The sequence below is a fragment of the Aminobacterium mobile DSM 12262 genome (genome assembly GCF_000526395.1).
Lineage (GTDB): Bacteria > Synergistota > Synergistia > Synergistales > Aminobacteriaceae > Aminobacterium > Aminobacterium mobile.
The window spans coordinates 525,122-549,277 of the sequence record NZ_JAFZ01000001.1; the positions used below are offsets into that span (position 1 = coordinate 525,122).

A 24,156-nucleotide genomic window follows, 5' to 3' on the forward strand; every position below is an offset into this window, starting at 1 on the left:
TTGTATTTTAATCCATAGATGGGGGGGGTAATGTTATGTCGTATGGAAGCGTGTCGCGAAAGATTGCGGCGGCTTTCGCGGCTCTGATCTTTTTTATGGCGGTGGTAGGATGGTTAAGCTATAGGTCCTTGAATCATTCTTCTTTAGGCTTATTACAATATCAGCGTTTAGCTGAAGTGAGCAATGAAAGTGCAAAAGTACAGGTCGCGCTTATGTCCCTTAAAGCTTCCGCCACGCGGTACATTGAATTCAGAAGAGTTGAGGATCAAATTCAGTACCGGGATATTCAGGCGGCTTTTGAGGCGGCTCTTTCTCGCCTTGCTTCTAATGTTGAAAAAACAGAACAGAAAGAAAAAATAGATATAATTTCTTCTCTTCTCGATGAATATAATCAAGCCTTTCAAACAGCAGTTCAATTGAATGACGACATGGAGATTCTTTTTCAGACAGGCTTTCTCAATCAGAGTGAAATTATGGAACAGGAGTTAACTGCTCTTATGGTGGAAGCGGAGAAGAATCAAAATGCCAGCCTTTCATATTATGCAGGACTAGGGGTGAGGAGTCTCTTATTGGCCAAGGCTGACGGAATCCATTATCTTCAAACGGGAGATCAGACTCTTATTGGTAAGTTAAAGCGAGAACTAGTGGATCTCTCGGGGTATATGCCTCTTTTTGATATGATGGTTGAAGGTCATGAGGCAGGGCGTGACCACCTCCAGAAGTTTACTGAATCGTTAAAAAATTTTGAAGAACAAATACCTACTATAGTGGAAATAGATACGAAACGTCGGGCTATTCGGTCGGAGACGATAGAGGAACTCGGCTCCAAAATGGAGGAGCAAATAGCTTCTATTCAAAAAGCTTTAGAGTCCTTCCAGCAAAAATTGGGACCAGAACTTGCAGAACAGAATAATACGGCCCTTCGCTATATTTTCCTTGCGGCTTCTCTTATGGTCCTTTCGTGTGTAGTGACCGGATTGATTTTGTCTCGTCATATAACAACGCCCCTTCGTCAAGTTGTTTGTCTCGCCCAAAGGGCGGCAGAACGAGACCTCTCTTGGGGAAGAGATGATTTTGGAGCGGAACGGAGAGATGAGTTCGGCCATATGGCAGATGTTCTTTCTGCCATGATAGATTCTCTTCGGAATGCTTTAGTGGAAGTGCGAGGTAATGCATATAATTCCCTTCAGCGAGCAGAGAGTCTTGCTGCCTTGTCTCAGGAAAGCACGGCCTCTATGGAGGAAATTCGGGGTGCTTTAGAAGAGCTCAACACCCTCTCTGAGGAGAGTGGGCATGCTTTGGAACAAGCTGGAGATGCTGTTAACGTAGTAGCAGAGAATGCATCAGAATCGGCTCATTCCTCTTCTGAAGCGGCAAAAACATCGGCTTTCGCCGCTTCTCTTTCAGAAGAGGCTGCGTCAAGAGTTGAGGCCGTTATTAGCTCTATACAACATGTGGAAGATCAGATGAAGGAAACAGAGTCTAAAATAGCTCGTCTTGGTTCTTCTATTAAGAATATTTCAGGTTTTGTGAATGTAATTACGGCTATAGCAGATCAGACGAATCTCCTTTCGCTCAATGCTGCTATTGAAGCTGCCAGAGCTGGAGATGCTGGGCGAGGGTTTGCAGTTGTAGCTGACGAAGTTCGAAAATTGGCAGAGGAGTCGGCTGAAGCTGCTCGAAATATTGAGTCGCAAATTTCAGAGCTACAAAAAGATGCCTCTGTTTCTATAGATGCTATTCGAGAAACAGGAGAAACCATGAAAAGTACAGTGGTAGATGCCCGCCATGCGAGAAAAGGCATGGAAGATGCTCTCTCTGAAACGGCAAAAATAGATGAAATTATCCAGGCCCTTGCTGCTTTGGCTCAGAATCAGGCTCTGGCTGGTGAAGAAATGAAAGGGACGGTAGAACGTGTTCTTTCTGCGGCTCGTAGCATGAGGCAGATGGTGGCTACTATTCGGCAAGCAGGTGAAGAGACAGTAAAGGCTGCTGAGAGTGTGGCACGAGAAGCAGAGGGAGTGAGTCATGGTTCAGAACAGGTGTCCCATTTGATGGATACTTTTACTCTTAAGAGAGTTTCTACTTCTTCTGGCAATGCTTTGCCGGATAAAGGGGCAGTCCGAGGAGGAGAAAAAACAGCTGTTTTAACTCCACACTCGTCAATTTCAGGAGATCAATAAAAATCTGATTCACAGAATAAAACATAGAGTATAAGGCGGTGAAAAACATGGCACTATTTCAGGTTGCTACCTTTAATGTAAACTCTGTGCGAAGTCGCATGCTTGTCCTTTTGCAATGGCTTCAGAAAAACAGAGTTGATGTTCTTTGTCTTCAAGAGACCAAGACGGAAGATCAATTTTTCCCTCAGGAAGAATTTAAAAAACTCGGTTATTCTCTCATATTTAAAGGAGAGAAGGCCTATAACGGTGTAGCTCTTTTAAGCCGTCATGCAATAGAGAACCCTCAGTTTGGATTTAATGATGGTGAAGATCCTGATCCTATAACGAGGATAGTGCGAGGAACCATATGCGGTATCCATGTTATTAATACGTATGTCCCTCAAGGCAAGAGCATTGATCATCCGGACTATCAGGCGAAACACCGTTTTTTCGATCGTCTCCTCAATCTTTTTCAGAGGGAGTTTTCACCTCATACGCCCCTATTATGGGTTGGAGATATGAATGTAGCTCCTACTGATATAGATGTAACGAGCCCTGAACGAAAAGGAGATCACGTGTGTTTTCACAAAGACATAAAAAATAAGTTTGAAGAAGTGAAAGCCTGGGGGTTTGTGGATGTTTTTCGAAAATATCACCCTCATGTAATAGATTTTTCCTTCTTCGATTATAGGGTAAAAAATGCTTTGGCGAGAAATATTGGGTGGAGAATCGACCATGTTCTCGCGACACCCCCTCTTGCTGTCTGTTCTGTTGACTGCTATATAGACAGAGAGCCGCGAAGTTGGGAAAAACCATCAGATCATACACCTGTTGTCGGTATTTTTGAGCTAAAATAAATATTTTATGAGCCCAAATGTTTCCAGAGTATTAATCGGTGGTAGCCCTAGTTTTGCTATTAAGGGGCTACCACCTTGGTCGTTCAACTTTTATTATTGAAATATTTTTTGAAAAACACTATAATATTACAATATGAGAAGGGCATATCATATTATGAGAATCTAAAAAGAGGTGTTGTCCTTGAAAAAGACAAAAGCCTCTTCTTCGATGAAGACGTTAGAACGTGCTCTTACTATTCTTCAATGTTTTTCTTTTGACCGTCCCTCTTTAACAGCAACTGAGATTGCCTCTTTGTCGTCTATTCCCAAATCCACTGTTCATCGCTTTTTGAGAGTATTTGTAGACTATGGTTTTATCGAGGAAGGAAGAAGTCCAGGAACATTTATTCCAGGGCTAAGGCTTTTTGAGCTAGGTAACATAGTTCGTCAATCGCTAGATGTTCGTCATTGTGCAGAACCTTTTATGCAACGTATAGCCAATGAATTGAGAATCACGGTTCATCTCGTTATCCGGGATGGGAACGAGGGTATTTACATTGAAAAGGTGGAACCGGAAGGGCAACATATCCATTACTCCCATGTGGGGAAAAGAATTCCTCTTTACTGCACTGCCGCTGGAAAAGTGCTATTGTCAGAACTTCCTAATATTTTTATCGAAGAAATGTACTCTTTTCCTCTTTTTCCCTATACAGCTAAAACTATTACAACTAAAAAGGTCCTTTTTGAAGAATTGCGGCGAGTTCGGGATTGTGGTTGGGCGCAGGACAATCAGGAACTGGAGAAAGGTCTCTGTTGTGTGGGGCTCCCAATCCGAAATGATAGAGGTCATATTATTGCTGCATTAAGCTCTTCGGCGTTGGCTGTATCTTTTACCTCCTCTCGTACAGAGGAATTGATACAGGCTTTGCAGAGAGCCTCTTTGGAGGTGTCGAGGCGACTGGGTTTTACAGGCGCTGATTCATTATAGGAGGAGGCGAGTTTTATGGCAAAGAAGAAAGGACGTTTGGATTTTGTAAAAATGAAGCAGAATGGAGAGAAAGTAGCGTGGGTTACGGCTTATGACTTTCCTACCGCATCTTTTGTAGAACAAGCTGGCATGGATATGATTCTTGTAGGGGATTCTCTTGGGATGGTGGTACTAGGCTATGAAGGTACTATCCCTGTCACTATGGAAGACTGCATCCGTCATTGTCAAGCGGTACGCAGGGGAGCTCCTCATACTTTCTGTGTAGGAGATATGCCCTTTATGTCGTACCAGATTTCCGATGAAAACGCTGTCCTCAATGCTGGTCGATTCTTAAAAGAGGCAGATATGGATGCCGTAAAGTTGGAAGGCGGGCGGAGAGTGATCAGCCGTATCCGATCTATCGCTGACGCGGGTATCCTTGTAATGGGGCACATTGGACTCACACCTCAAAGTTCTGGACAGCTTGGCGGATTTAAAGCACAGGGGAGAGATCCGGAGAGTGCTCGAGAGCTCATAAAAGATGCTTTGGCTATTCAAGAGGCGGGTGCCTATGCATTGCTACTTGAGGCAGTTCCTCCAGAGTTGACAGAATTTATAGCTAAAAGACTTGAGATACCAGTATATTCTATAGGAGCAGGAATTCCTTGCGATGGCCAACTACTGATTTGTGGGGATATGTTAGGATTATTTGAGGCTTTTACCCCCAAATTTGTTAAAAAATATGCTAACCTTGCAGCAGAAGAGATTCGAGCTTTTAAAGAATATGTTGAAGATGTGAAGACGGGACAATTTCCTACAGATGATCATGTATATCATATTCTGCCTGGGAAAGAAGAAGAATTTGAAGCCATGCTTAAAGAGTTTGAATAGTTTTTGTACACAACAACAAAAGCAAGGCGGTCCTCTGGGCCGCCTTTTTTTAAAAGTTGAAAGGAGTAGACGTATGAGATTCTCTGAACGTATCTATGCTATGCAAGCTTCCCCCATTCGTAAATTAGCTCCCTACGGGCTTGAAGCGAAAGCGCGAGGGAAAAAAGTATATCATTTAAATATTGGACAGCCTGATATAAAAACTCCTCCCTCTTTCTTTGAAGCCATACGCCATTTTGATGAGGATGTATTGGCTTATGGCCCCTCCGAGGGGAATCCCAAACTGATCGAAGCGATTATAGAGTACTACAAGGACTATCACATAGATCTTGAGAAAGGAAATATTCTCATTACAGCTGGGGCCAGCGAGGCTATAGTCTTCGCATTTACAGCTCTTTGCGATCCTGGTGATGAGATCCTTATTCCAGAACCTTTTTACGCAAACTATAATCCTTTTGCTGAGTGGGTCAGCGCTCGAATTGTTCCTATTACAACTAAAGCCGAAGAGGGGTTCCGGCTCCCTCCGACAGAGACTATAGAGAAGAAAATTACCCCCCGTACGCGGGCCATCGTAATGTGCCATCCAGGCAATCCGACAGGTATGGTCTATTCAAGAGAGGATATGGAGCGTATAGGGCATTTGGCCCTTAAACATGATTTTTATATTGTTGCCGACGAAGTATATCGGGAATTTGTTTATGATGGTCTTCAATATGTGAGTTTTGGAAATCTAGAGGATGTAGAAGATCGAGTTCTCATTATGGACTCTGTTTCTAAGCGATACAGTGCTTGTGGTGCCCGTATAGGATGTATAGTGAGCAAGAACAAGGACCTTATGGGACAGATAGTAAAATTGTGTCAGAGTCGGACGAGTGCGCCTACTATAGATCAGGTGGGAGCTGTTGCTCTATATGGAACGTCGCCTTCATATCTTCAAGAGGTCAACAGGGAATATCAGAAACGAAGAGATATTATGTATCAAGCCCTAAAGTGTATGCCAGGGGTTATTTGCGAAAAGCCCAAGGGCGCTTTTTATATGATGGTTAAGTTGCCGGTGGATGATGCAGAAAAATTTATTATCTGGATGCTAAAAAATTTTGATGGCAATGGAGAAACAGTTATGGCAGCTCCTGGGGAAGGGTTTTATGCTACACCGGGCCTGGGACAAGATGAGATCCGTCTTGCCTATGTACTTGAAGAAAAGGAATTGGTCCGAGCGATGGAGGTGTTAAAAGCGGGTCTTGAAGTCTATCCAGGACGTATAGAAGCTATAAAAGCGTAACGAAAAAAGTTTTATGCAACCGCTTGCATTAATCATATTTTCCTGCTACACTTCTCTCAGGAAAATGAGGGAGGTTTGGAGAGATGGCGGGAAAAAACGGAAGATTTTTTTGTAGAAAGAATACAGTAAGGAATAACGAGGCCATAAACCGTAAAAAATAGCGGCTTATGGCCTTTTTTTTCGAATTGGAATGTAGAGGAGGATGGGTATGGCTCTTATCGAGAAAGCAGTGGTTATGACAGAAGAAGATATGGAGCGTATTCTTCGTCGGATCGCCGTAGAAATAGTAGAACGGAATAAAGGTCTTGAAGATGTGGTGCTTCTGGGAATTCAACGTCGGGGAGTGTATCTTGCCGGAAGGCTGCGGTCCATATTGAAGGAGACGGAGGGTATTAAAGTTCCTGCAGGAGAGTTGGATATTACCCTTTATAGAGATGACATTACAACATTGCAGGAGCAGCCTGTTGTTCATAGTACTTCTATTCCAGTAGATATTGCCGGAAAAAAATTAGTACTTGTTGACGATGTCCTTTACACTGGCCGAACCATTCGAGCGGCTTTGGATGCTCTTATGGATCTCGGACGTCCGGATCGGGTACAGCTTGTTATCCTTGTAGATCGCGGACATAGAGAACTCCCTATCCAGGCAGATTATGTCGGACGTTCTGTGCCTACCTCTAAAAACGAGACAGTAGAAGTGCGAGTCAAAGAATTAGATGGAGAAGATAAAGTAATGATTTGTGAAAGAAATGGGGGAATGGAGTGATGCAGTGGAGACATCAGCATCTCATCTCTCTGGAAGATTGGAGCAGAGAAGAGCTGGAGTTCTTTCTTGAACAGGCAGATTATATGGAAGAACTTATGAATCGACCGATAAAGAAGGTCCCAGCATTGCGTGGCAAGCTGATCGTAAACTTCTTTTTTGAAAACTCTACACGGACGAGAGTTTCTTTTGAACTGGCCGAAAAGATGCTTTCAGCAGATGTTGTGAACTGGTCGGCATCTGGTTCAAGTGTAAGCAAAGGCGAGACAATGAGAGATACAGCTTGGACACTGGAAGCTATGGGAGCCGATGCTGTTGTAATGCGCCACTCTGCTGTAGGTGCTGCAGACTACTTATCACGAAAACTAAGGAAAGCATCGGTTTTTAATGCTGGAGATGGCACAAATGGTCATCCGACCCAGGCCCTTCTCGATCTCCATGCAGCGAGACAGCGTTTCGGTAAGCTTGAAGGACGAAAGATGACCATTGTAGGTGATGTTTTACACAGCCGAGTAGCGCGAAGTGATATCCAGGCCTTTGGGAAAATGGGAGTACATGTAGTCCTTTCAGGGCCGCGGACTCTCATGCCTCTTTTTTATCAAGATTTAGGGGTCGACTATGAGCCTGATCCCCGCAAAGCTATTGCTGGTTCAGATATGGTGTATCTTCTCAGAATACAAAAAGAGCGCCAAGAGGAAGGGCTTATCCCTTCCATAGACGAATATCATAGACGGTATGGAGCTACGGAGACACGCGTCTCTCTGGCAAAACCTGAGGCTATAGTGATGCACCCAGGTCCCATCAATAGAGAGGTAGAAATTGCTTCTTCCGTTGCCGATGGAGAGAACAGCGTTATTTTAAAACAGGTAAGAAGCGGAGTAGCTGTACGAATGGCATTACTTTACCTTTGCTTGGGAGGTGCTCGTAATTGATTCTTTTAAAAAACGCTCAGCTTTTTGATGGGAAAGAATTGAGTGAGGAACCAATGGATGTCTTGGTGGAAGGTGGGATGGTAAAGAAAATAGCTCCTTCCATTGAATGTAAGGATGGCATAGAAGTTATAGATCTTCAAGGCAAAGTTCTTTGTCCAGGGTTTATTGACCTCCACGCCCATTTTAGAGACCCAGGTTTTGAGTGGCGAGAAGACATTATAAGTGGTGCTCAAGCTGCAGCGTCTGGTGGATATACAACAGTTGTGGCTATGCCTAATACCGATCCGGCAATAGATATTCCTTCTCTTGTGACTTACGTTGCAGAAAAAGGGAGACAGGCTGGAGCTGCCAGGGTTTTACCCAGCGCTTGTGTGAGCCATGGCAGAAAGGGAGAAATTATGGCTGAAATGGGGCTCCTGCGAGAGGCCGGAGCCGTTCTTTTCACAGATGACGGTGCCCCCGTTCGAACCTCTAAGCTTCTTCGAACAGCTCTTTTATATAGCCGAGATGTAGGGGCCGTGATAATGGAACATCCAGAGGATCCGTCCCTTACAGAGAAAGGGCAAGTGAACGAAGGGCGAGTGTCGGCGGTTAGTGGTTTAAAAGGTTTCCCCCATTCTGCTGAATATATTGACATAGAGAGAGGAATAGCTTTATCACGAGAGACAGGAGCACCTATCCATTTTACCCATGTGAGCACGGCACTTTCTTTCAAAGCTATTGCCAGTGCTAAAAAGGAGGGGCTTCCTGTTACCTGCGATGTTACACCTCACCACGTATCTTTAGACGAAAATAACGTCATTATCAGTCGTTACCACTCTGTTTATAAAGTCAATCCTCCTCTCAGGAGCCGAGAAGATGTAAAAGCAGCTTGGGAAGCCATTGCCGACGGAACTGTAGATGCTATCGCAACAGATCATGCACCATGGCACCTTAATGAAAAAGACCTTCCTTTTCAAGAAGCATCTTTTGGTATCGCTTCTTTAGAGTGTGCAGTAGCAGTTGTTCTTGATACATGGATTAAAATGGGACAACCTGTTGCTTTAAATCGACTTTTACAGCTCTTTACCTCGGGACCGGCATCTATCCTCCCTGCAGAATGGAGAAAGTTGGGCATTCTTAAAGAAGGAGCTGTTGCAGATTTGACTGTTCTGGATCTTGAAGAGTCGAAAGTAGTGGACGTGAATACTTGGAACAGTAAGGCTCGTCTGACCCCTTGGGATGGAGAGGTTCTGACTGGTTGGCCTGTAATGACCATTCTAGAGGGCCGGGTATGGCATAAAGGTCGTAGTCATGGATCGGATTGATCATAACGGGGTAATTTTAAAAATCCATCAACTTTCTTCTGAAGTTGCAGAAGCCACCATCCATTGCCCATCGGTGGCTTCTGCGGCGAGGCCGGGGCAATTTATAATGGTGAGGCAACAGGGAGTTTTAGACCCCCTGTTAGGTCGACCCCTAGCTGTAGCGGCAGTAAATGGAGAGACAATCACATTACTATTCCAGATTGTAGGAAAGTTTACCTCTCTTTTCGCTTCTTTGCCTCCAGGATCAAAGATGAACCTTCGCGGACCAATCGGGAATGGTTATTTATCGCGGCCTTCGCAGAATAAGCATATCCTTCTTGTTGCAGGAACTCTTGGAGCGGCTCCTCTCCTCTTTGCTTTTCAAAACTTCTCTCTTTGTTCTCGGAGTGATTTTGTTTTAGGCGTTCCAGGGAAAGGCTGGGAAGGCTTCGTTCGTTATACTCGGGAAAAAGTTTCTCGAATGACTGTTTGTTCCGATGATGGGACTTTAGGTATTCATGGCACAGCTTTGGCTGCGTTGCCAGATGCTCTAAACGAATGTATGGAAATTTGGGCGTGTGGTCCACTCCCCATGCTAAAAGCTCTTGCATTTAAGTATCCCGACCAAAAACATCAGATACGGGTAAGTCTCGATATGAAAATGGCTTGTGGTATAGGCGGATGTCTAGGCTGCGTTATAGATACATCTATGGGGCCCAAAAGGGTTTGTGTGGATGGTCCATTTTTCTTGGCAAGCGAGGTTCAATGGAATGACATGGCATAAATTATCGGAGGAAATAGCGGGTGTTCTTTTGGAAACACCTGTAATCATAGCTTCAGGAGTGTGGCCCTATGACCCTCAACTCTGGCGGAGGGGTAATCTCCCTGGCGTAGGAGCTCTCTGCACAAAGGCAGTTAGCTGTTCACCTCGCAGGGGCAATAAGGGAATTCGGGTATGGGAAACCTCCTGTGGCATGTTGAATAGTATTGGTCTCCAAAACACAGGGGTGCAAGATTTTCTTGCTCATAATCTTCCTTCCATTCAAGAAGGAGGCATGCCTTTTTTTGTAAATGTTGTTATGGAAAGCATAGGGGATACCCAGAAAACCCTTGATGCTTTGGCGGCTAAAAGAGAGATTACTTGTGGGGTGGAACTAAATATTTCTTGCCCCAACGTAGATGGTGATGGTATGGCTTGGGGGTTATCCCCAGAATCTACATTTCAAGCAGTAGCTGCAGCTCGGAAAGCATGGCCCGGTCCTCTGTTAGTTAAATTGACCCCTCAGGCTCTTGATATAGTAGCAGTTGCTAAGGCTGCTGAGGAAGCTGGCGCTGATGGTCTGGTTGTGGCTAATACGTGGTTGGGCATGGCTATTGATGTTAATGCGTGCCGTCCTGTATTTGAAAGAGTTTTTGCTGGTTTTTCAGGGCCAGCTGTTTTCCCTCTTGCTCTCCGTCTTGTGTGGCAAGTATGCGAGGCTGTTTCCTTGCCAGTCGTGGGGTGTGGAGGAGTGACTACATGGCAAGATGCTCTTTCCATGATTCTTGCTGGCGCTAGCGCAGTAGAGATAGGGACGTCTATGTTTGTTCATGCGGAAACACCAAGGCGGATTTGTGAGGGATTGTTGAAGTATGTAAATGATCGCAATATAGAGCATCTTCGGGACCTCCGTGGCCAAGCCCGGCGAGAGAAAGGAGAGGTATAAATGGTTAATCCTAGTGATAGACTGATCTTAGCTTTGGATGTAGATACTATTGAAGAAGGCCTACACACAGCCTCTTCCCTCAAAAGTGTTCTACATCGTATAAAAGTGGGGCACCAACTTTATGCCAAAGGTGGGCTTCAGTTTTTACATAGTCTCATGAAGATGGGATATAAAATATTCTTAGATCTGAAAATGCATGATATTCCCAATAGCGTACGGATGGGAGTAGAAGCGTTGGCTGGAGAAGGAATATGGGCTTTGACTCTTCATAGCGCAGGAGGACGTGCCATGCTTGAAGAAGCTTTGGAAGGACGAGATAGAGCGGGCAGTTCCATGTTGCTCTTGGGCGTAACAGTCCTGACGAGTATGAATGAAGAAATGTGGCAGGAAGTAGCTCCGGGTTGCCCATTGCAGGAAGCTTTACGGGCCCGGGCGGAAGTCTGTGCCGAAGTTGGTATTTCTGGCCTTGTCTGTTCTCCTCTGGATCTTCCTCTTATCAATAAAACTTCAGGGCGAAAACTTATAAAAGTAGTGCCAGGAATTCGTCCTTCAAAAGGATCTGATGACCAGGTTCGTACGGCAACCCCACGGGGAGCAGTGTCAAGTGGAGCTAATTATCTAGTTGTAGGGCGCCCCATTCTTCGGGCAGAAAATAGGCAAGAAGCAGTACGTGCTATATTGAAGGAAATAGAGGGGGCAATAACATGCAGCGAGGATTAGTGCAAGAACGGATACAAGAAATGATGCGAGATAGTGGAGCGCTTTTAGAAGGACATTTCCTTCTTTCTTCTGGCCTTCATAGCTCTAATTATTTGCAGTGTGCTCTCTTATTGAGATTCCCCGCATACGCTGCTTTTGCTGCCCAGGAAATAGCGCGGCTTGCAGAAAAGCTACAGCCTACCATTGTAGTAGCGCCGGCTTTAGGAGGACTTATTATTGGTCATGAAGTAGCTCGTGCCCTCAATATTCCTTTCATTTTTTGCGAAAGGGAAGAAGGGAAGATGAAACTGCGACGTTTCCCGTTCCCAGAAAAGGCAGGTGCGCTTGTGGTAGAAGATGTAATCACTACTGGTGGTTCTGTGCAGGAGGTAGGAAATTTCCTCGTGAACGGAGGGGCACGATGGCTTGCTACGGTTTGTATAGTTAACAGAAGTGGTGGAAAACATATATTACCCCACGAACCGCTCTCTCTCTGGAATGTCTCTTTCCCTGTATATAGACCGGAGGAGTGTCCTTATTGCGCGAAGGGGATTCCATGGCAAAAGCCGGGGAGCCGAAAATAGGAAGTGAAAAATATTGTGAGGCCTCTTAGAAGGGGCCTTTTTTGTTTTTGTGGATATACACTACAATATAAATATCTAGAGTAGCGGGAGGAAATAATGAAGAAAGTTTATCTCACTACAGCTCTTATTGTCTGTATTGTTGTGTTAGGTTTTGTTATTTTTAAAGAAACGTCACTATCGACGAAACCTCTCCCTCAAGGTCCTGCTGGCACAGAAGGTCTCGTAGAGGAAGTAGATCGGACTCTTCTTCTTACAGAAGAAGTTATTGCTGCGGGAGAAGCAAATATGGGGAGCCTCGATAGTGAATCTAAAGCTATTGTAAAATCTGTTATAGAAGATCTTAAAGAGAAGAGAGAAAGACTACGTGCAAGCCGTCTTAAACTTACCCCTACAGCAGGAGAAGAAACCTTAAAGGAACTGAGACAGAACCTTTCAGATTTGAAGAAAGAACTGGATTTATTAATAACCCCATAAACAGAATGGAAAGGAGATGCTCTTTTATGGAGACAGAGACTCTTTCTATAGCTCAATGTACTCATAAATTATTGCAAGAGTATATGGAAATACAGGAAGACCTTTTTAAGCCCTCTCTTCGAAAAGTCATTCCTATTCCTGGCATTTTTTGCCCAGTAGATTATAAAGAAACGTGTGGGAGATTAGGGGATATTTGTCGCCAGCTTGCTGAAGTTCGAGAAAAAATACGAGAACTTCGACCTGATAATAAAACTATCGATGGCCAGTTTCTCATACTCCAGAGGGCGTATATCTCTGGAATGATGGAGGCTGTCTTTTTCTTAAAAGAGATCTCTCAGCGACTTTATGAGCGGAGCTGTGGAGCAAAGGAATATTCTCGAGTTCAATATAAGGAAGATATGGAAATCTTTAAGGAGAAAGAGATTTCTTTCTTGAAAATTGGGTTGAAACTTAACAATATGATCCACAATCGTTAAAACTTGTTTTTGTCTTGTTTAAACTGCTTAAATGTCTATTCTTTAGACTTTAGAATTAAAGGGCATGGGGCGCTTGACATAAGGTGAATGGTCGTTGTACATTTTTTAGTGTACAAGTTGTATGTTACTTGTATGCAAGCTACAGACTAACCTCATTCTAGGGGGCGTTCCCATGCTCGGGCAACGAAAAAAAGATGTGGCTTACGAAAAAATAAGAAAGTTACTTCTTGATAAAGAGTATATTCAGAATCATGACATCTCTGAAAACTCTTTGGCCAAAATGTTACATATGAGCCGAACTCCTATACGAGAAGCTCTTCAGCGACTTCAAATGGAGGGGTATATAGAGATATTTCCGAATCGAGGCATTGTCCTGCGAGATATAACCCTCCTAGAAGCAAATGAAATATTAGACTTGCGAATGGCCATAGAGGAATTTGTTATCAGAAACGTACTCCCTTTCCTAAAAAAAGATCATTTCCAGGAAATAGATCGGAATTTAACCCTTCAAAAAGAAGCCATGGATAGGAATAATGTGGCTGAATACTTGGTATATGATCGAGCATTTCATGATTATTTCATATCTGTTTATGCCAACTCTCTCATTATTTCCACTTCACAACGAGTTCAAGATCGTTTTTTCTCAGTAGGTGTAAATGTTTTAAAGGGACCGGGGACAGTAGAACGGTCTTATCAACAACATTGTGATATTGTGCAAGCTTTGCGGAATAATAATGGGGATGCAGCAGCAGAAGCCATGCATATTCATATGGTTACTGGGAAGAAAAATCTTCTCTCTTAATGAACCTGACAAAGGAAGCCATGCGGGTTTATATACGGATTTTATGTATACATTGATATTTAAATAATAATTTTTGTAATGATTCTTATATTTTTTTAAAAATAAAGAATCAATTTAATTTATCAATATTAGGGGAGGGCTTGATATGTGTGCCAAAGCGGTTCGAAAAGAACCATCAATTCCCATTGAAGAATTTGACCGAGACACTCTTCGTTTTTTTTATGAAACCATGGTAAAAATTCGGCACTTTGAAGAGAAAGTCGAGGAGTTCTTCTTTGCAGGAGAAATTCCTGGTTTTGTCCATTTGTATATTGGGGAAGAGGCTGTAGCTGCAGGTGTTATGGCAAATCTTCGTAAAAGCGATTATATCCAGAGTACCCATAGGGGACATGGTCATACTATAGCGAAGGGTGCTCAGCTCAAGCAAATGATGGCAGAGATTTTTGGAAAAAAAGCTGGCTATTGCAAAGGTAAGGGAGGTTCTATGCATATAGCTGATTTTAGCGTAGGGATGTTGGGAGCTAATGGAGTTGTTGGCGGAGGCTTTGCCCTTGCTACAGGAGCAGCGCTGGCGCAAAAAATGCAGAAAACCCAGGGTGTTTCCGTTGTTTTTTTCGGTGATGGAGCTTCGAACCGGGGGACTTTTCATGAAGCTGCGAATATGGCAGCAGCTTGGAAGCTCCCGGTTATTTTTGTGTGTGAAAACAACCAATGGGCCTCAACAACTCCTTACCGCACTACTACGTCTGTGGAAGACATTGCAGATCGTGCTCAAGGGTACTCTATGCCTGGCGTTATTGTAGATGGGAATGATGTATTTGCTGTGTATGAGGCTGCCAGAGAGTTGGTAGAGCGGGCTAGGAGCGGTGAAGGCCCTTCACTTTTAGAAGCAAAAACGTATCGAATTAAAGGGCACTTTGTAGGGGATCCAGAAAAATATCGTACAAAAGAGGAAGTACAGAAGGTTTTTGATGAGACTGATCCGATCCCTCGTTTTATGGAGAGGGTTACAAAGTCTGGATCAATGTCTTTAGAGGAATTAGAGTCAATTGAAGAGTCTGTGGAGCAGTCCATTGCCGAGGCAATTCTTTTTGCCCAAAATGCTTCTGAACCTGATCCATCAGAGCTTTTTGAAGATCTTTACGTATAAGGCGGTGAAGACAGTGAAAATGCTCACATTTTCTCAGGCAACTCTGGAAGCAATGGATGAAGAAATGACCCGCGACGAGAGGGTCTTTGTTATGGGAGAAGATATTGCCCGTCAGGGAGGAATTTTTGGTCAATTTAAAGGGCTTCCCAACAAGTTTGGCAAGGAGCGAGTTATCGATACGCCTATTTCTGAAACAGCCATAGTGGGAGCAGCTGTGGGAGCGGCTCTGGCAGGAATGCGTCCTGTAGCTGATATGCATTTCGCCGATTTTATGGGCGTATGTATGGATGAAATATATAACCAGATGGCAAAAATTCATTATATGTTTGGAGGCCAGAAAACAATGCCCATGGTTCTCCGGGCTCCTGATGGCTTGATTAATCAGGCTGCAGCTCAGCATTCTCAGAGTATAGAGGCATGGTTCCAGCATGTTCCGGGGCTCAAAGTGGTAATCCCATCTAACCCAGCCGATGCCAAAGGGCTTTTGAAAGCTGCCATTCGTGACGATAATCCTGTAATTTATTTTGAACATAAGGCTTTATTCAGTATGAAAGGGGACGTTCCTGAAGAAGAGTACATTACTCCTATAGGAAAAGCGAAGGTAGTAAAAAAGGGGACAGATCTAACTCTTATATCTTATTCCAACACTATGCATTTAGCAGCTCAGGCCGCTGAAAAACTCGAGAAAGATGGTATTAGTGTCGAGCTTATAGACCTTCGAACCATTTCTCCTATTGATAAAGAAACGATTCTCAACTCAGTGGCCAAAACAAGTCGTCTTGCTATTGCCCATGAAGCCGTGAAACAGGGGGGCGTTGGAGGAGAAATAGCTGCCATAGTAGCGGAGGAGGGCCTAGATTATCTTGATGCACCTATTGTTCGCATAGGAGCACCTTTTACACCCATCCCCTTCGCTCGGCCGTTAGAACAAGCCTACAGAGTTACTTCAGATAAAATTTATAAAGCTATCAAGCAAATATTTTGATGGAGGATGATGTAGTGAAGGCAGGATCGACGGCTCTTTCGAGGATTGTAGTTGCGCGATTTGGTCCTGGTGAAGATTTTTTTCAATCGTTGATAGCTTTGTGCGAAAAAATGGAAGTGGAGTCAGGGGCTATTACTTCCATGATAGGCAGTCTTGAGGAAGCTACGATGGTTTGCGTAGCAAAAGATGAGAAGGGGCAGGCTCGTTATCTGGATCCTCTGTATATAGCAGGACCTCTCGAGTTTATAGGGGCTCAGGGTATTATTGGGAAAAATAAGGATGGTACAGTGGCTCTTCATCTTCATGGTTCTGTTGCTGGTTCAGATATGAGACCTCATGCAGGACATTTTGTAGATTCTGGAAGAAACAGGGTCCTTGCCACTATGGAAGTGGTGATTAGCGTTTTTGAAACGGTCCGTATGGTTCGGTCTTTTGATGAAGAGACGGGGTTTGTTCTGTTCAAGCTTTTTTCGCAATAGAAAATAAGTGATGGCTATATTCTCCAGCTTAAGGTTGGTAGCGTTTACAGGGGGGGTGAAAGGGGAGAGGAAAATTAAGAGTAGGTGTTTTCTGCTACACAACGTATCACAACTTTTATAACAGGAGGGCGTATAAATGCGAAAACTGGTAGCTTTATTAACCCTGGTTGTTCTTGTTTGCGGTCTTGCTGTTCCAGCTCTTGCTGCGTATAAAGACGAGTATAAAATGAGCGTTAATGTAGCCGCTCAAAGTGCGTGGGGTAAGGGCGCTGGGAAGTTTGCCGAGTTATTGGCAGAAAAGTCCGGCGGAAAGATAAACGTTAAAGTCTACTATTCAGCCCAACTCATGGCGGGGAAACAGACATCTGAGTTTATGATTGTTCGAAATGGGGCTGCAGATTTTGCTCTTTCTTCCACCATAAATTGGTCTCCTCAAGCAACAGAACTAAATCTTTTTGCCCTTCCTTTCTTTATTTCCAGCCAACCAAATCCTTATAAAGCTCTTGATGCCATGGAGGCTGGAGAGTCAGGAAAGATGATAGCTGATGCTTTGGAGAAAAAAGGCGTCACAGTCTTAGGGTGGGGAGAAAATGGGTTCCGAGAACTGACTAATGGCATTCGTCCCATAGTAAAGCCTGAAGATATGGCAAGTATGAAAATTCGCGTTGTAGGCAGCCCTCTGTACCTCGATATTTTTAAGGCCCTGGGGGCCAACCCTATTAATATGAACTGGGGAGAAGCTGTAACAGCATTCCAGCAAGGTGTTGTGGATGGACAGGAAAACCCCATTAATTCAGTTATTCTTCCCTATAAAGTCAATGAATTCCATAAATATCTTACCGATTGGCACTATGTAGTAGATCCCCTTATGTATGCTGTAAACAACAACATTTGGAAATCTTTCAGTCCAGAAGATCAGAAGCTCCTTCTGGAATGTGTAGCAGAGGCTTCGAAATATCAGATAGCCTTGTCACGCGTTGGTCTTGATGACGGGGAATCTTATGAATATCTCAAGAGTATCAATGAGTTGCCTGAAGTAACAGAGCCTTACAAGCATCTTGAAGGCCTGGGAATGGAAATAGTTCGCCTCAATGCGGATCAGGTAAAAGCCTTTGTAGAGAAAACACAACCTGTTTTCGATGCCTGGAAGAGCAAAATAGGAGAAGATCTTGTAAAGGCTGCAGAAGAAGACATGGCTTCTGTGAAGTAAGCGTTTTAAAAAGCTTCAAGATTCTTCTTAGAAGAATAGATGGGAGGGGGGTTTTCACCCTCCCACTCTTTCAGAAAGGAAAGGACTGTTTGCCTTATGCTGAGAAAAATATGGGATCGCTTTGAAGAAGTTGTAGGGGCTGTAATGCTGATGATTATGGTAAGCGTTGCGTTTCTTAATGTTGTAACACGCTATTTTATAAAATATTCTCTTTCATTTACTGAAGAATTGGAAGTCAATCTTTTTGTATGGCTTGTAATGCTCGGAACGTCTTTGGCTTTTAGAAAAGGAGCTAATCTGAGCATGACCTTTTTTTATGAACGGTTTTCAGAGAAAAAACGAGCCTTTTTCTTCCTTTGTTCTTCTGTGGCTACAATGCTCTTTTTTGGTATTTTGGCTTATTTAGGATACATCGAAGTTGTTGATGAAATAGCCCTGAATGTTACTACTGAATCTCTGGATATTCCAGTTTGGATATATACTATCGCAACGCCAGTTTTTTCAGTGCTCATTGTCATACGAATGGCGCAGTATACCTTAGAAGCTTATAAAAACCACCAATATTAGGGGGGATTAGAGTATGCATGCTATTTTGAAAGATCCTGCCTTATGGTCTCTTATCCTTTTTGTTGTTCCTCTTCTTTTTCGTTTCCCCATTGCTATTGCGTTAGGTGGAGCTGCTTTGGCGGTTTCATGGTTCTGGGGACTAGGATATCAAATGATTTCCTATAATTTTTTTGCTGGTATTGCTAAATTCCCCTTGTTAGCCATCCCTTTTTTTATTCTGGCTGGCATTATTATGGAAAAAGCGGGAATTGCCGAGAGAATTATCCGACTCATTAAAGAACTTGTAGGATCGGTTACTGGCGGTTTAGCAATAGCCACGGTGGGTGTGGCTACGTTCTGGGGAGCTGTAAGTGGCTCTGGTCCCGCCACGGTGGCAGCCCTTGGATTGATCCTTATCCCGGGAATGGCAATTGCAGGATACGATAAGGCGTTTGCAGCAGCAGTGGTTTCTGTGGCATCTGGGTTAGCGATTGTTATTCCTCCGAGCATTGCTTTTATAGTGTACGGCGTTGTGACAGAAACATCTGTGAGTGCTTTATTTGCCGCAGGGGTTATCCCTGGAATTGTTGTGGCTATTTTTATGATGATATTTGTGTATTTTATCAGTAAAAAACATGGTTATAGAGGGGCTCCGCGGGGTGGCAAAGTAGTTCTCATCCGAGCCTTTAAAGAGTCTTTTTGGGGACTACTTACTCCAATAATTATTCTTGGAGGTATTTACGGAGGAGTTTTTACGCCCACAGAAGCTGCTGCTGTGGCGGTTTTTTATGGTCTTTTTGTGGGAGTTTTTGTATATAAAACTATTACTATTAAGATTATGTTTGAAATTCTTTCTTCTACTGTAATATCTACGGCGGTGGTCATGATTGTTGTAACGTGTGCCGGGTTATATTCCTGGGTAGGAGCAACTGTGGGACTTATCGATAAAGCAGCCGCTCTTTTGCTTGGCCTTTCAGACAACCCTCTTATTATCCTTCTATTGATAAATGTGATTTTACTTTTCGCGGGAATGATTCTCGATGCAATTTCTATATATTATGTTTTCCTCCCTATTCTCGTTCCTATAATGGCTCATTTTGGATGGGATCCTATTTGGTTTGGTGTCATTATGACAGTAAATCTTGCTATTGGACAAGTAACGCCTCCTGTAGCAGTCAATCTCTACGTGGGCGCAAATATTAGTAATTTAACTATGGAACAGATTAGCAAGCCGGCTTTCCCTCTTATCTTTGCATCAATTCTTGCCCTTTTAGTTTTAATGCTTTTCCCATCTCTATCTACTTTTTTACCAAAGGCGTTTGGCCTATATTAAGGTTCCATAAGGAGGGTCATGATGGCTACTCTGGTTACTATGCCTAAATTAGGGCTGACTATGAATAGCGGAAGCATTGCGGAGTGGAAGAAAAAAGAAGGGGAATCGATAAAGAAGGGGGAGCCTTTCTTTGTTGTTGCTACCGATAAACTGACTTTTGACGTGGAATCACCAGAAGAAGGAGTTCTACTAAAAATACTCGTGCACGTACATGAAGACGTTCCAGTGGGGACACCTCTGGCTGTTGTGGGACAAGTAGGGGAAGATTACACGTCCCTTTTAGAAGAAAAAGATATAGTAAAGAGTGGCTCTCGCGATAGTATGGATATATCTTCCTCTGTGTCTACTCGATTAGTAAAAGCTTCTCCCCTCGCAAAAAAAACAGCTCGTGATCTTGGAATTGATATATCAGAGATAAAAGGAACAGGACCGGAGGGGCGTGTTGTAAAAAAAGATGTGGTGGCGTTTTCCCAGGCAGTTCCTCTGGTTCGTGGAGCTAAAGCCTCCCCTGTAGCTTGTAAGATGGCTTCAGATTTAGGAGTGGATTTGGCTACCATAGACAAAGAGGGTCGTATCATGAAGGAGGATGTAGCGGCTGCTCTGCTTTCCTCTCAAAAATCTCTTGCTTCGGCTCAGATAGGAAAACGGATTCCTCTAACAAATATGCGGAAAGTTATAGGGGAGAGGATGCTTCTTTCCGCTACGACTATTCCTAGTGTGACCTATAACATGGATGTGGATTTCTCCCAACTCATAACTATGAGGCAGACAATGAATAAGGGAATAGAAAAGAGGGGAATAAAGATATCTTTTAATGATATCTTTATGAAAATTTGTGCTCAGGCTCTTTTAGAGTTCCCCATGACAAATGCTAGTTTAGAGGAGCAAGAAGTTGTTCTGCATGAAAATGTGAACATAGGTTTGGCTGTTGCCGTGGAGGGTGGACTGGTTGTTCCCAACATAAAGGCAGTTCAAGATAAGAGTCTTCTGCAAATAGCTCTGGAATCTGCCGATATTGTGGAGCGAGCGCGATCAAATAGACTTGAGTTAGAGGAGATGCAAGGAGGAACTTTTACAATTACCAATCTAGGGATGTTTGGTGTACATAACTTTACTCCCATTATTAATCCACCAGAAGCTTGTATTCTCGGCATAAATGCTATTGTAGAAAAAACAGTGGTCGTTGGTGGAGAAATTAAGATTCTTCCTATCTCTACCTTATCTGTATCTGCCGATCACCGTTTAGTGGATGGGGCTGATGCCGCGAAGTTTATAGCTCGAATAAAAGAATTAGCGGAGAACCCCTACTTGCTTCTTTTGTAGGAAATATAAGGAGGCTTATGGCAACTCATGGCATACACAGTGACCATGCCTAAACTCGGCTTAACAATGAATGAAGGTACTATTTTAGAGTGGAAGAAAAAAGAAGGGGATTGGGTCAAGAAAGGGGAAGTCCTTTTCGTTGTGGGCACAGACAAATTGACTTTCGAGGTGGAAGCTCCTGAAAGCGGTTTCCTCGCATCTGTTGTAGTTTCATGTGGGGGAGCGGTACCTGTTTCGGCTCCCGTAGCTTTTCTTGCAGACAAAGGAGAAGATATTTCCTCTCTTCACCAAGAGAAAAAAACGCGGGAAGAAGAGTCTTTCACTCTAACAATCCCTCCTTCATCTTCCGAAAAGGAAGTCGTGGTTATTGGAGGGGGGCCTGGCGGATATGTAGCGGCTATTCGAGCTGCTCAGCTCGGAGCCCATGTAACCCTCATAGAGAAAAGATATCTTGGCGGAGCATGTCTGAATGTTGGGTGTATTCCTACAAAAGTGCTACTTCATACAATAGAACTTTATACAGCTTTGCATGACGGAGATATATTGGGGTTGGAAGTAGAGAAGATTTCTGTAAATTGGCAGAAACTTATGGAAAGAAAAAATCATGTAGTGGAACAACTGGTAGGTGGAGTTAGTGTCCTGCTGAAATCTAATGGGGTTTTTGTTTTAGAAGGGAAAGCGGAATTTATCTCCCCTAAAGCAGTAGAAGTAACATCTCCTCAAGGGGAAAAATCGATAGTTGAAGGAGATATTTTTATCATAGCAACAGGTTCGGAACCCACCATTCCACCTGTTCCCGGATTTGACCTCCCGGGAGTAATTACAAGTAACGAGGCCTTACGTTTGGAAAGTGTTCCATCTTCTATGATTGTAGTTGGCGGCGGGGTGATCGGACTGGAATTTGCTTCTATATATTCCTCTCTAGGTTGCAAGGTAACGGTGGTAGAAATGTTGCCAGATATTTTGCCTAACATAGACGAAGAAATAGCCGCAATTATTAAGGGGGTGCTTGCCAGGGATGGCGTTGTCTTTTATACATCGTCGAAAGTAACAGGCGTTCACAGAGGAACAAATGGGCTTACTGTTTTTGTAGAAAACGAAGAGGGAATATTGACGATCGAGGCTGAAAAGGTTTTGATAGCAGTAGGGAGACATCCCTTTACCCAAAACCTTGGATTAGAAAAAGCAGGGGTCTCCTCTGTACGAGGCCGAATAGGTGTAAATGTTTTTCTAGAGACCAATGTCCCCAATATTTATGCGATTGGAGACTGTGCTTCTCCTATTATGTTAGCCCATGTAGCCTCTCATGAGGGAATGGTAGCTGCTGAAAACGCTATGGGGCATAGAGTTAAAATAGATTATAAAACAGTTCCAAACACTATTTACACGTTTCCGGAAATAGCTGCAGTAGGCATGACTGAGCGTCAAGCTCGAGAGCAAGGTTTTCAGGTAAAGGTGGGGCGTTTCCCTCTCATTAATAATGGGAAATGTGTCATAATGAATCAACTTGATGGTCTGGTGAAATATGTGGTAGATGAAAAATACGGAGAAATTTTGGGAGTTCACATTATTGGGCCGCGAGCAACAGACCTTATCGTGGAAGGAGCCTTAGCGCTTCGTCTTGAGGCTACTGTGGAGGAAATTATTTCTACTGTCCACGCCCATCCTACCGTCGGAGAAGCTTTGGGAGAAGGTGCGCTTGCAGCTTTAGGGCGATCGATACATTTGCCTGCTAAAAATAAAAAGTAGAGAAAACTTATAAGAGGTAGAAAACATGGGGGAGGGGAGCTCATAAGAAGCTTCCTTCTCCTTTTTCTTTTTTCATCTAGAATGCATTTGTTCCATTTGTTCCAGTTGTTGCAATGGATAAACCTGACGTTTTTTTAATAAAAAGTCTCCAACGCGCTACACTTTTTGCCTTTCTGTTAGGGCTCTCTAACATTTGACCTCATGCGCTTGTGGTGGTAGATTATATTCCAATCGTGGTCGACCGGTCGACCACGTTCAAAATCTCACGCATTAGATACAGCATTTTAAGACAAAAGACTCCTTTAAAGAAGTATTTGAAGGCGCCATGTTCTTTTTCATGTCTATGTTCAGGCTGTGCCTTTATTAAAAAATATCTCTATATAAAATGTGGATAGCGGCTCAGAGAGAACGGTGCTAAGAGGCGTTGAAGAAAGAAGTTAGATAATGGAAAAGCACAGGTGTTTTATATTGCCCCTGTTTCTCGGCGTGGGAAACGAAGAATGCATTCTAAATGTAATGTATAAAATACAGATTATGTTGTAATTCCATACACTCTAAAATTATACTTTTAGTGAGGGGTGGTTGTCTGTGCTTAGGTACGTGATTCGGAGGATGTTGTTACTTATACCTGTAGTTCTGAGCGTTATGATCATTCTCTTCACAATTCTCTATTTTACTCCTGGAGATCCGGCACGAATTGCTCTTGGTCAGGAAGCAACTCCTGAGACTATAGAAGCGTTTCGCGCTGAGCATGGTTTGGATGACCCTTTCTTCGTGCAATTGGGGCGCTATCTTTATAAGGCAGTTTTTCACGGAGATCTTGGTTATTCCTATGCAATGAAGAGCCCTGTCTCCATGGAATTGGCCTCGCGTGTACCAGTTACTATGAAGCTCGCTTTTTGGGCTGTCACTTTTAGTACACTAGTGGGAATTCCATTGGGGGTTATTTGTGCAATTCGTCAGTATTCTTTGTTAGACAGTATCACGACTCTTGTAACTCTACTCGGTGTTTCCATGCCTACCTTTTGGACGGGCCTTCTTTTTATCCTCGCCTTTTCCGTGCATTTGGGATGGCTGCCTTCCATGGGATTTGATTCAGCAAGCCAAATGGTTTTGCCTATCATTACTTTGTCCGGATCGGCAGTGGCTCTCTTTGCCAGAATAACCAGATCGAGCATGTTAGAGGTTATTCGCTCCGATTATATTCGTACTGCTCGAGCTAAAGGACAAAAAGAAAGCATAGTCATTATGCGTCACGCCTTGCCCAATGCTATGATCCCAATTCTTACCATTATCAGTATGCAGTTTGGAATGCTTCTGGGAGGCTCTATTGTTACAGAGGCTATTTTTTCCATCTCTGGAGTGGGAAGATTGATGCTGGAGGCTATTAACATGCGTGATTACCCTATTATTCAGGGCGGAGTGCTGTTTATCTCTATAGCTTTCTGTTTTGTTAATTTGGCAGCGGATATCCTTTATGCTTTTGTCGACCCACGGATTCATGTGAAATAGAGGTGGAAG

24 protein-coding genes are annotated in these 24,156 nt (G+C 43.5%); all 24 read left to right on the forward strand.

Annotation, left to right across the window (positions count from 1 at the left end; all coding sequences use genetic code 11):
• Positions 1-35 precede the first annotated feature (35 nt).
• The 24 genes from K360_RS0102460 (at position 36) to K360_RS0102575 (ending at position 24,147) form a co-directional block, all read left to right on the forward strand.
• The gene (locus tag K360_RS0102460) at positions 36-2,183 is read left to right on the forward strand and encodes a methyl-accepting chemotaxis protein (RefSeq protein ID WP_024821603.1); all 2,148 of its coding nucleotides are present in this window, start codon (positions 36-38) and stop codon (positions 2,181-2,183) included.
• A 47-nt stretch (positions 2,184-2,230) separates the two neighbouring features.
• Positions 2,231-3,019 carry an exodeoxyribonuclease III gene (gene xth, locus K360_RS0102465; RefSeq protein WP_024821604.1) on the forward strand — a complete coding sequence of 263 codons (789 nt, stop codon included), beginning with the start codon at positions 2,231-2,233 and terminating at the stop codon, positions 3,017-3,019.
• A gap of 181 nt (positions 3,020-3,200) precedes the next feature.
• A complete protein-coding gene (locus K360_RS0102470; protein ID WP_024821605.1) occupies positions 3,201-3,986 on the forward strand; it encodes an IclR family transcriptional regulator in 786 nt (261 codons plus the stop codon).
• Positions 3,987-4,001: 15 nt separating this feature from the next.
• Complete coding sequence (panB, locus tag K360_RS0102475; RefSeq protein ID WP_024821606.1) at positions 4,002-4,856, forward strand: 3-methyl-2-oxobutanoate hydroxymethyltransferase; 855 nt, start codon at positions 4,002-4,004, stop codon at positions 4,854-4,856.
• Between the two features lie 73 nt (positions 4,857-4,929).
• Positions 4,930-6,138, forward strand: coding sequence for a pyridoxal phosphate-dependent aminotransferase (locus K360_RS0102480; RefSeq protein WP_024821607.1), 1,209 nt, complete (start codon positions 4,930-4,932; stop codon positions 6,136-6,138).
• Positions 6,139-6,346: 208 nt separating this feature from the next.
• The gene (gene pyrR, locus K360_RS0102485; RefSeq protein ID WP_024821608.1) at positions 6,347-6,904 is read left to right on the forward strand and encodes a bifunctional pyr operon transcriptional regulator/uracil phosphoribosyltransferase PyrR; all 558 of its coding nucleotides are present in this window, start codon (positions 6,347-6,349) and stop codon (positions 6,902-6,904) included.
• On the forward strand, positions 6,904-7,833 hold the full coding sequence (locus tag K360_RS0102490; protein WP_024821609.1) for an aspartate carbamoyltransferase catalytic subunit: 930 nt from the start codon (positions 6,904-6,906) through the stop codon (positions 7,831-7,833). The genes pyrR and K360_RS0102490 overlap by 1 nt, the downstream gene beginning before the upstream one ends.
• On the forward strand, positions 7,830-9,140 hold the full coding sequence (locus K360_RS0102495; RefSeq protein ID WP_024821610.1) for a dihydroorotase: 1,311 nt from the start codon (positions 7,830-7,832) through the stop codon (positions 9,138-9,140). The genes K360_RS0102490 and K360_RS0102495 overlap by 4 nt, the downstream gene beginning before the upstream one ends.
• Complete coding sequence (locus K360_RS0102500; RefSeq protein ID WP_024821611.1) at positions 9,127-9,903, forward strand: iron-sulfur cluster-binding protein; 777 nt, start codon at positions 9,127-9,129, stop codon at positions 9,901-9,903. The genes K360_RS0102495 and K360_RS0102500 overlap by 14 nt, the downstream gene beginning before the upstream one ends.
• Positions 9,890-10,825 (forward strand): dihydroorotate dehydrogenase, encoded by a 936-nt coding sequence (locus K360_RS0102505; protein ID WP_024821612.1) that lies wholly within the window; start codon positions 9,890-9,892, stop codon positions 10,823-10,825. Before K360_RS0102500 ends, K360_RS0102505 begins: the two co-directional genes overlap by 14 nt.
• Positions 10,826-11,545 (forward strand): orotidine-5'-phosphate decarboxylase, encoded by a 720-nt coding sequence (pyrF, locus tag K360_RS0102510; protein ID WP_024821613.1) that lies wholly within the window; start codon positions 10,826-10,828, stop codon positions 11,543-11,545.
• Complete coding sequence (pyrE, locus tag K360_RS0102515) at positions 11,530-12,108, forward strand: orotate phosphoribosyltransferase (protein ID WP_024821614.1); 579 nt, start codon at positions 11,530-11,532, stop codon at positions 12,106-12,108. Before pyrF ends, pyrE begins: the two co-directional genes overlap by 16 nt.
• A 96-nt stretch (positions 12,109-12,204) precedes the next feature.
• A complete protein-coding gene (locus tag K360_RS0102520; protein ID WP_024821615.1) occupies positions 12,205-12,582 on the forward strand; it encodes a hypothetical protein in 378 nt (125 codons plus the stop codon).
• 26 nt (positions 12,583-12,608) lie between these two features.
• Positions 12,609-13,058: a hypothetical protein gene (locus K360_RS0102525; protein ID WP_024821616.1), complete on the forward strand. Its 450-nt coding sequence runs from the start codon at positions 12,609-12,611 to the stop codon at positions 13,056-13,058.
• Between the two features lie 172 nt (positions 13,059-13,230).
• The gene (locus tag K360_RS0102530) at positions 13,231-13,860 is read left to right on the forward strand and encodes a GntR family transcriptional regulator (RefSeq protein ID WP_024821617.1); all 630 of its coding nucleotides are present in this window, start codon (positions 13,231-13,233) and stop codon (positions 13,858-13,860) included.
• A gap of 145 nt (positions 13,861-14,005) precedes the next feature.
• Entirely contained in the window at positions 14,006-15,010 is a 1,005-nt protein-coding gene (locus K360_RS0102535; protein ID WP_051461089.1) for a thiamine pyrophosphate-dependent dehydrogenase E1 component subunit alpha, read from the forward strand.
• Between the two features lie 19 nt (positions 15,011-15,029).
• Positions 15,030-15,995, forward strand: coding sequence for an alpha-ketoacid dehydrogenase subunit beta (locus K360_RS0102540; RefSeq protein ID WP_034326456.1), 966 nt, complete (start codon positions 15,030-15,032; stop codon positions 15,993-15,995).
• 14 nt (positions 15,996-16,009) lie between these two features.
• Positions 16,010-16,474, forward strand: a complete 465-nt coding sequence (locus K360_RS0102545; protein ID WP_024821620.1) for a PPC domain-containing DNA-binding protein — start codon at positions 16,010-16,012, stop codon at positions 16,472-16,474.
• Between the two features lie 136 nt (positions 16,475-16,610).
• Entirely contained in the window at positions 16,611-17,684 is a 1,074-nt protein-coding gene (locus tag K360_RS0102550) for a DctP family TRAP transporter solute-binding subunit (protein ID WP_024821621.1), read from the forward strand.
• A 96-nt stretch (positions 17,685-17,780) separates the two neighbouring features.
• Positions 17,781-18,251: a TRAP transporter small permease gene (locus tag K360_RS0102555; protein ID WP_024821622.1), complete on the forward strand. Its 471-nt coding sequence runs from the start codon at positions 17,781-17,783 to the stop codon at positions 18,249-18,251.
• A gap of 13 nt (positions 18,252-18,264) precedes the next feature.
• Positions 18,265-19,563, forward strand: a complete 1,299-nt coding sequence (locus tag K360_RS0102560; protein WP_024821623.1) for a TRAP transporter large permease — start codon at positions 18,265-18,267, stop codon at positions 19,561-19,563.
• Between the two features lie 18 nt (positions 19,564-19,581).
• On the forward strand, positions 19,582-20,886 hold the full coding sequence (locus K360_RS0102565) for a dihydrolipoamide acetyltransferase family protein (RefSeq protein ID WP_245587077.1): 1,305 nt from the start codon (positions 19,582-19,584) through the stop codon (positions 20,884-20,886).
• 27 nt (positions 20,887-20,913) lie between these two features.
• Positions 20,914-22,635 (forward strand): dihydrolipoyl dehydrogenase, encoded by a 1,722-nt coding sequence (gene lpdA, locus K360_RS0102570; protein ID WP_024821625.1) that lies wholly within the window; start codon positions 20,914-20,916, stop codon positions 22,633-22,635.
• Between the two features lie 588 nt (positions 22,636-23,223).
• A complete protein-coding gene (locus K360_RS0102575; protein WP_024821626.1) occupies positions 23,224-24,147 on the forward strand; it encodes an ABC transporter permease in 924 nt (307 codons plus the stop codon).
• Positions 24,148-24,156: the final 9 nt, after the last annotated feature.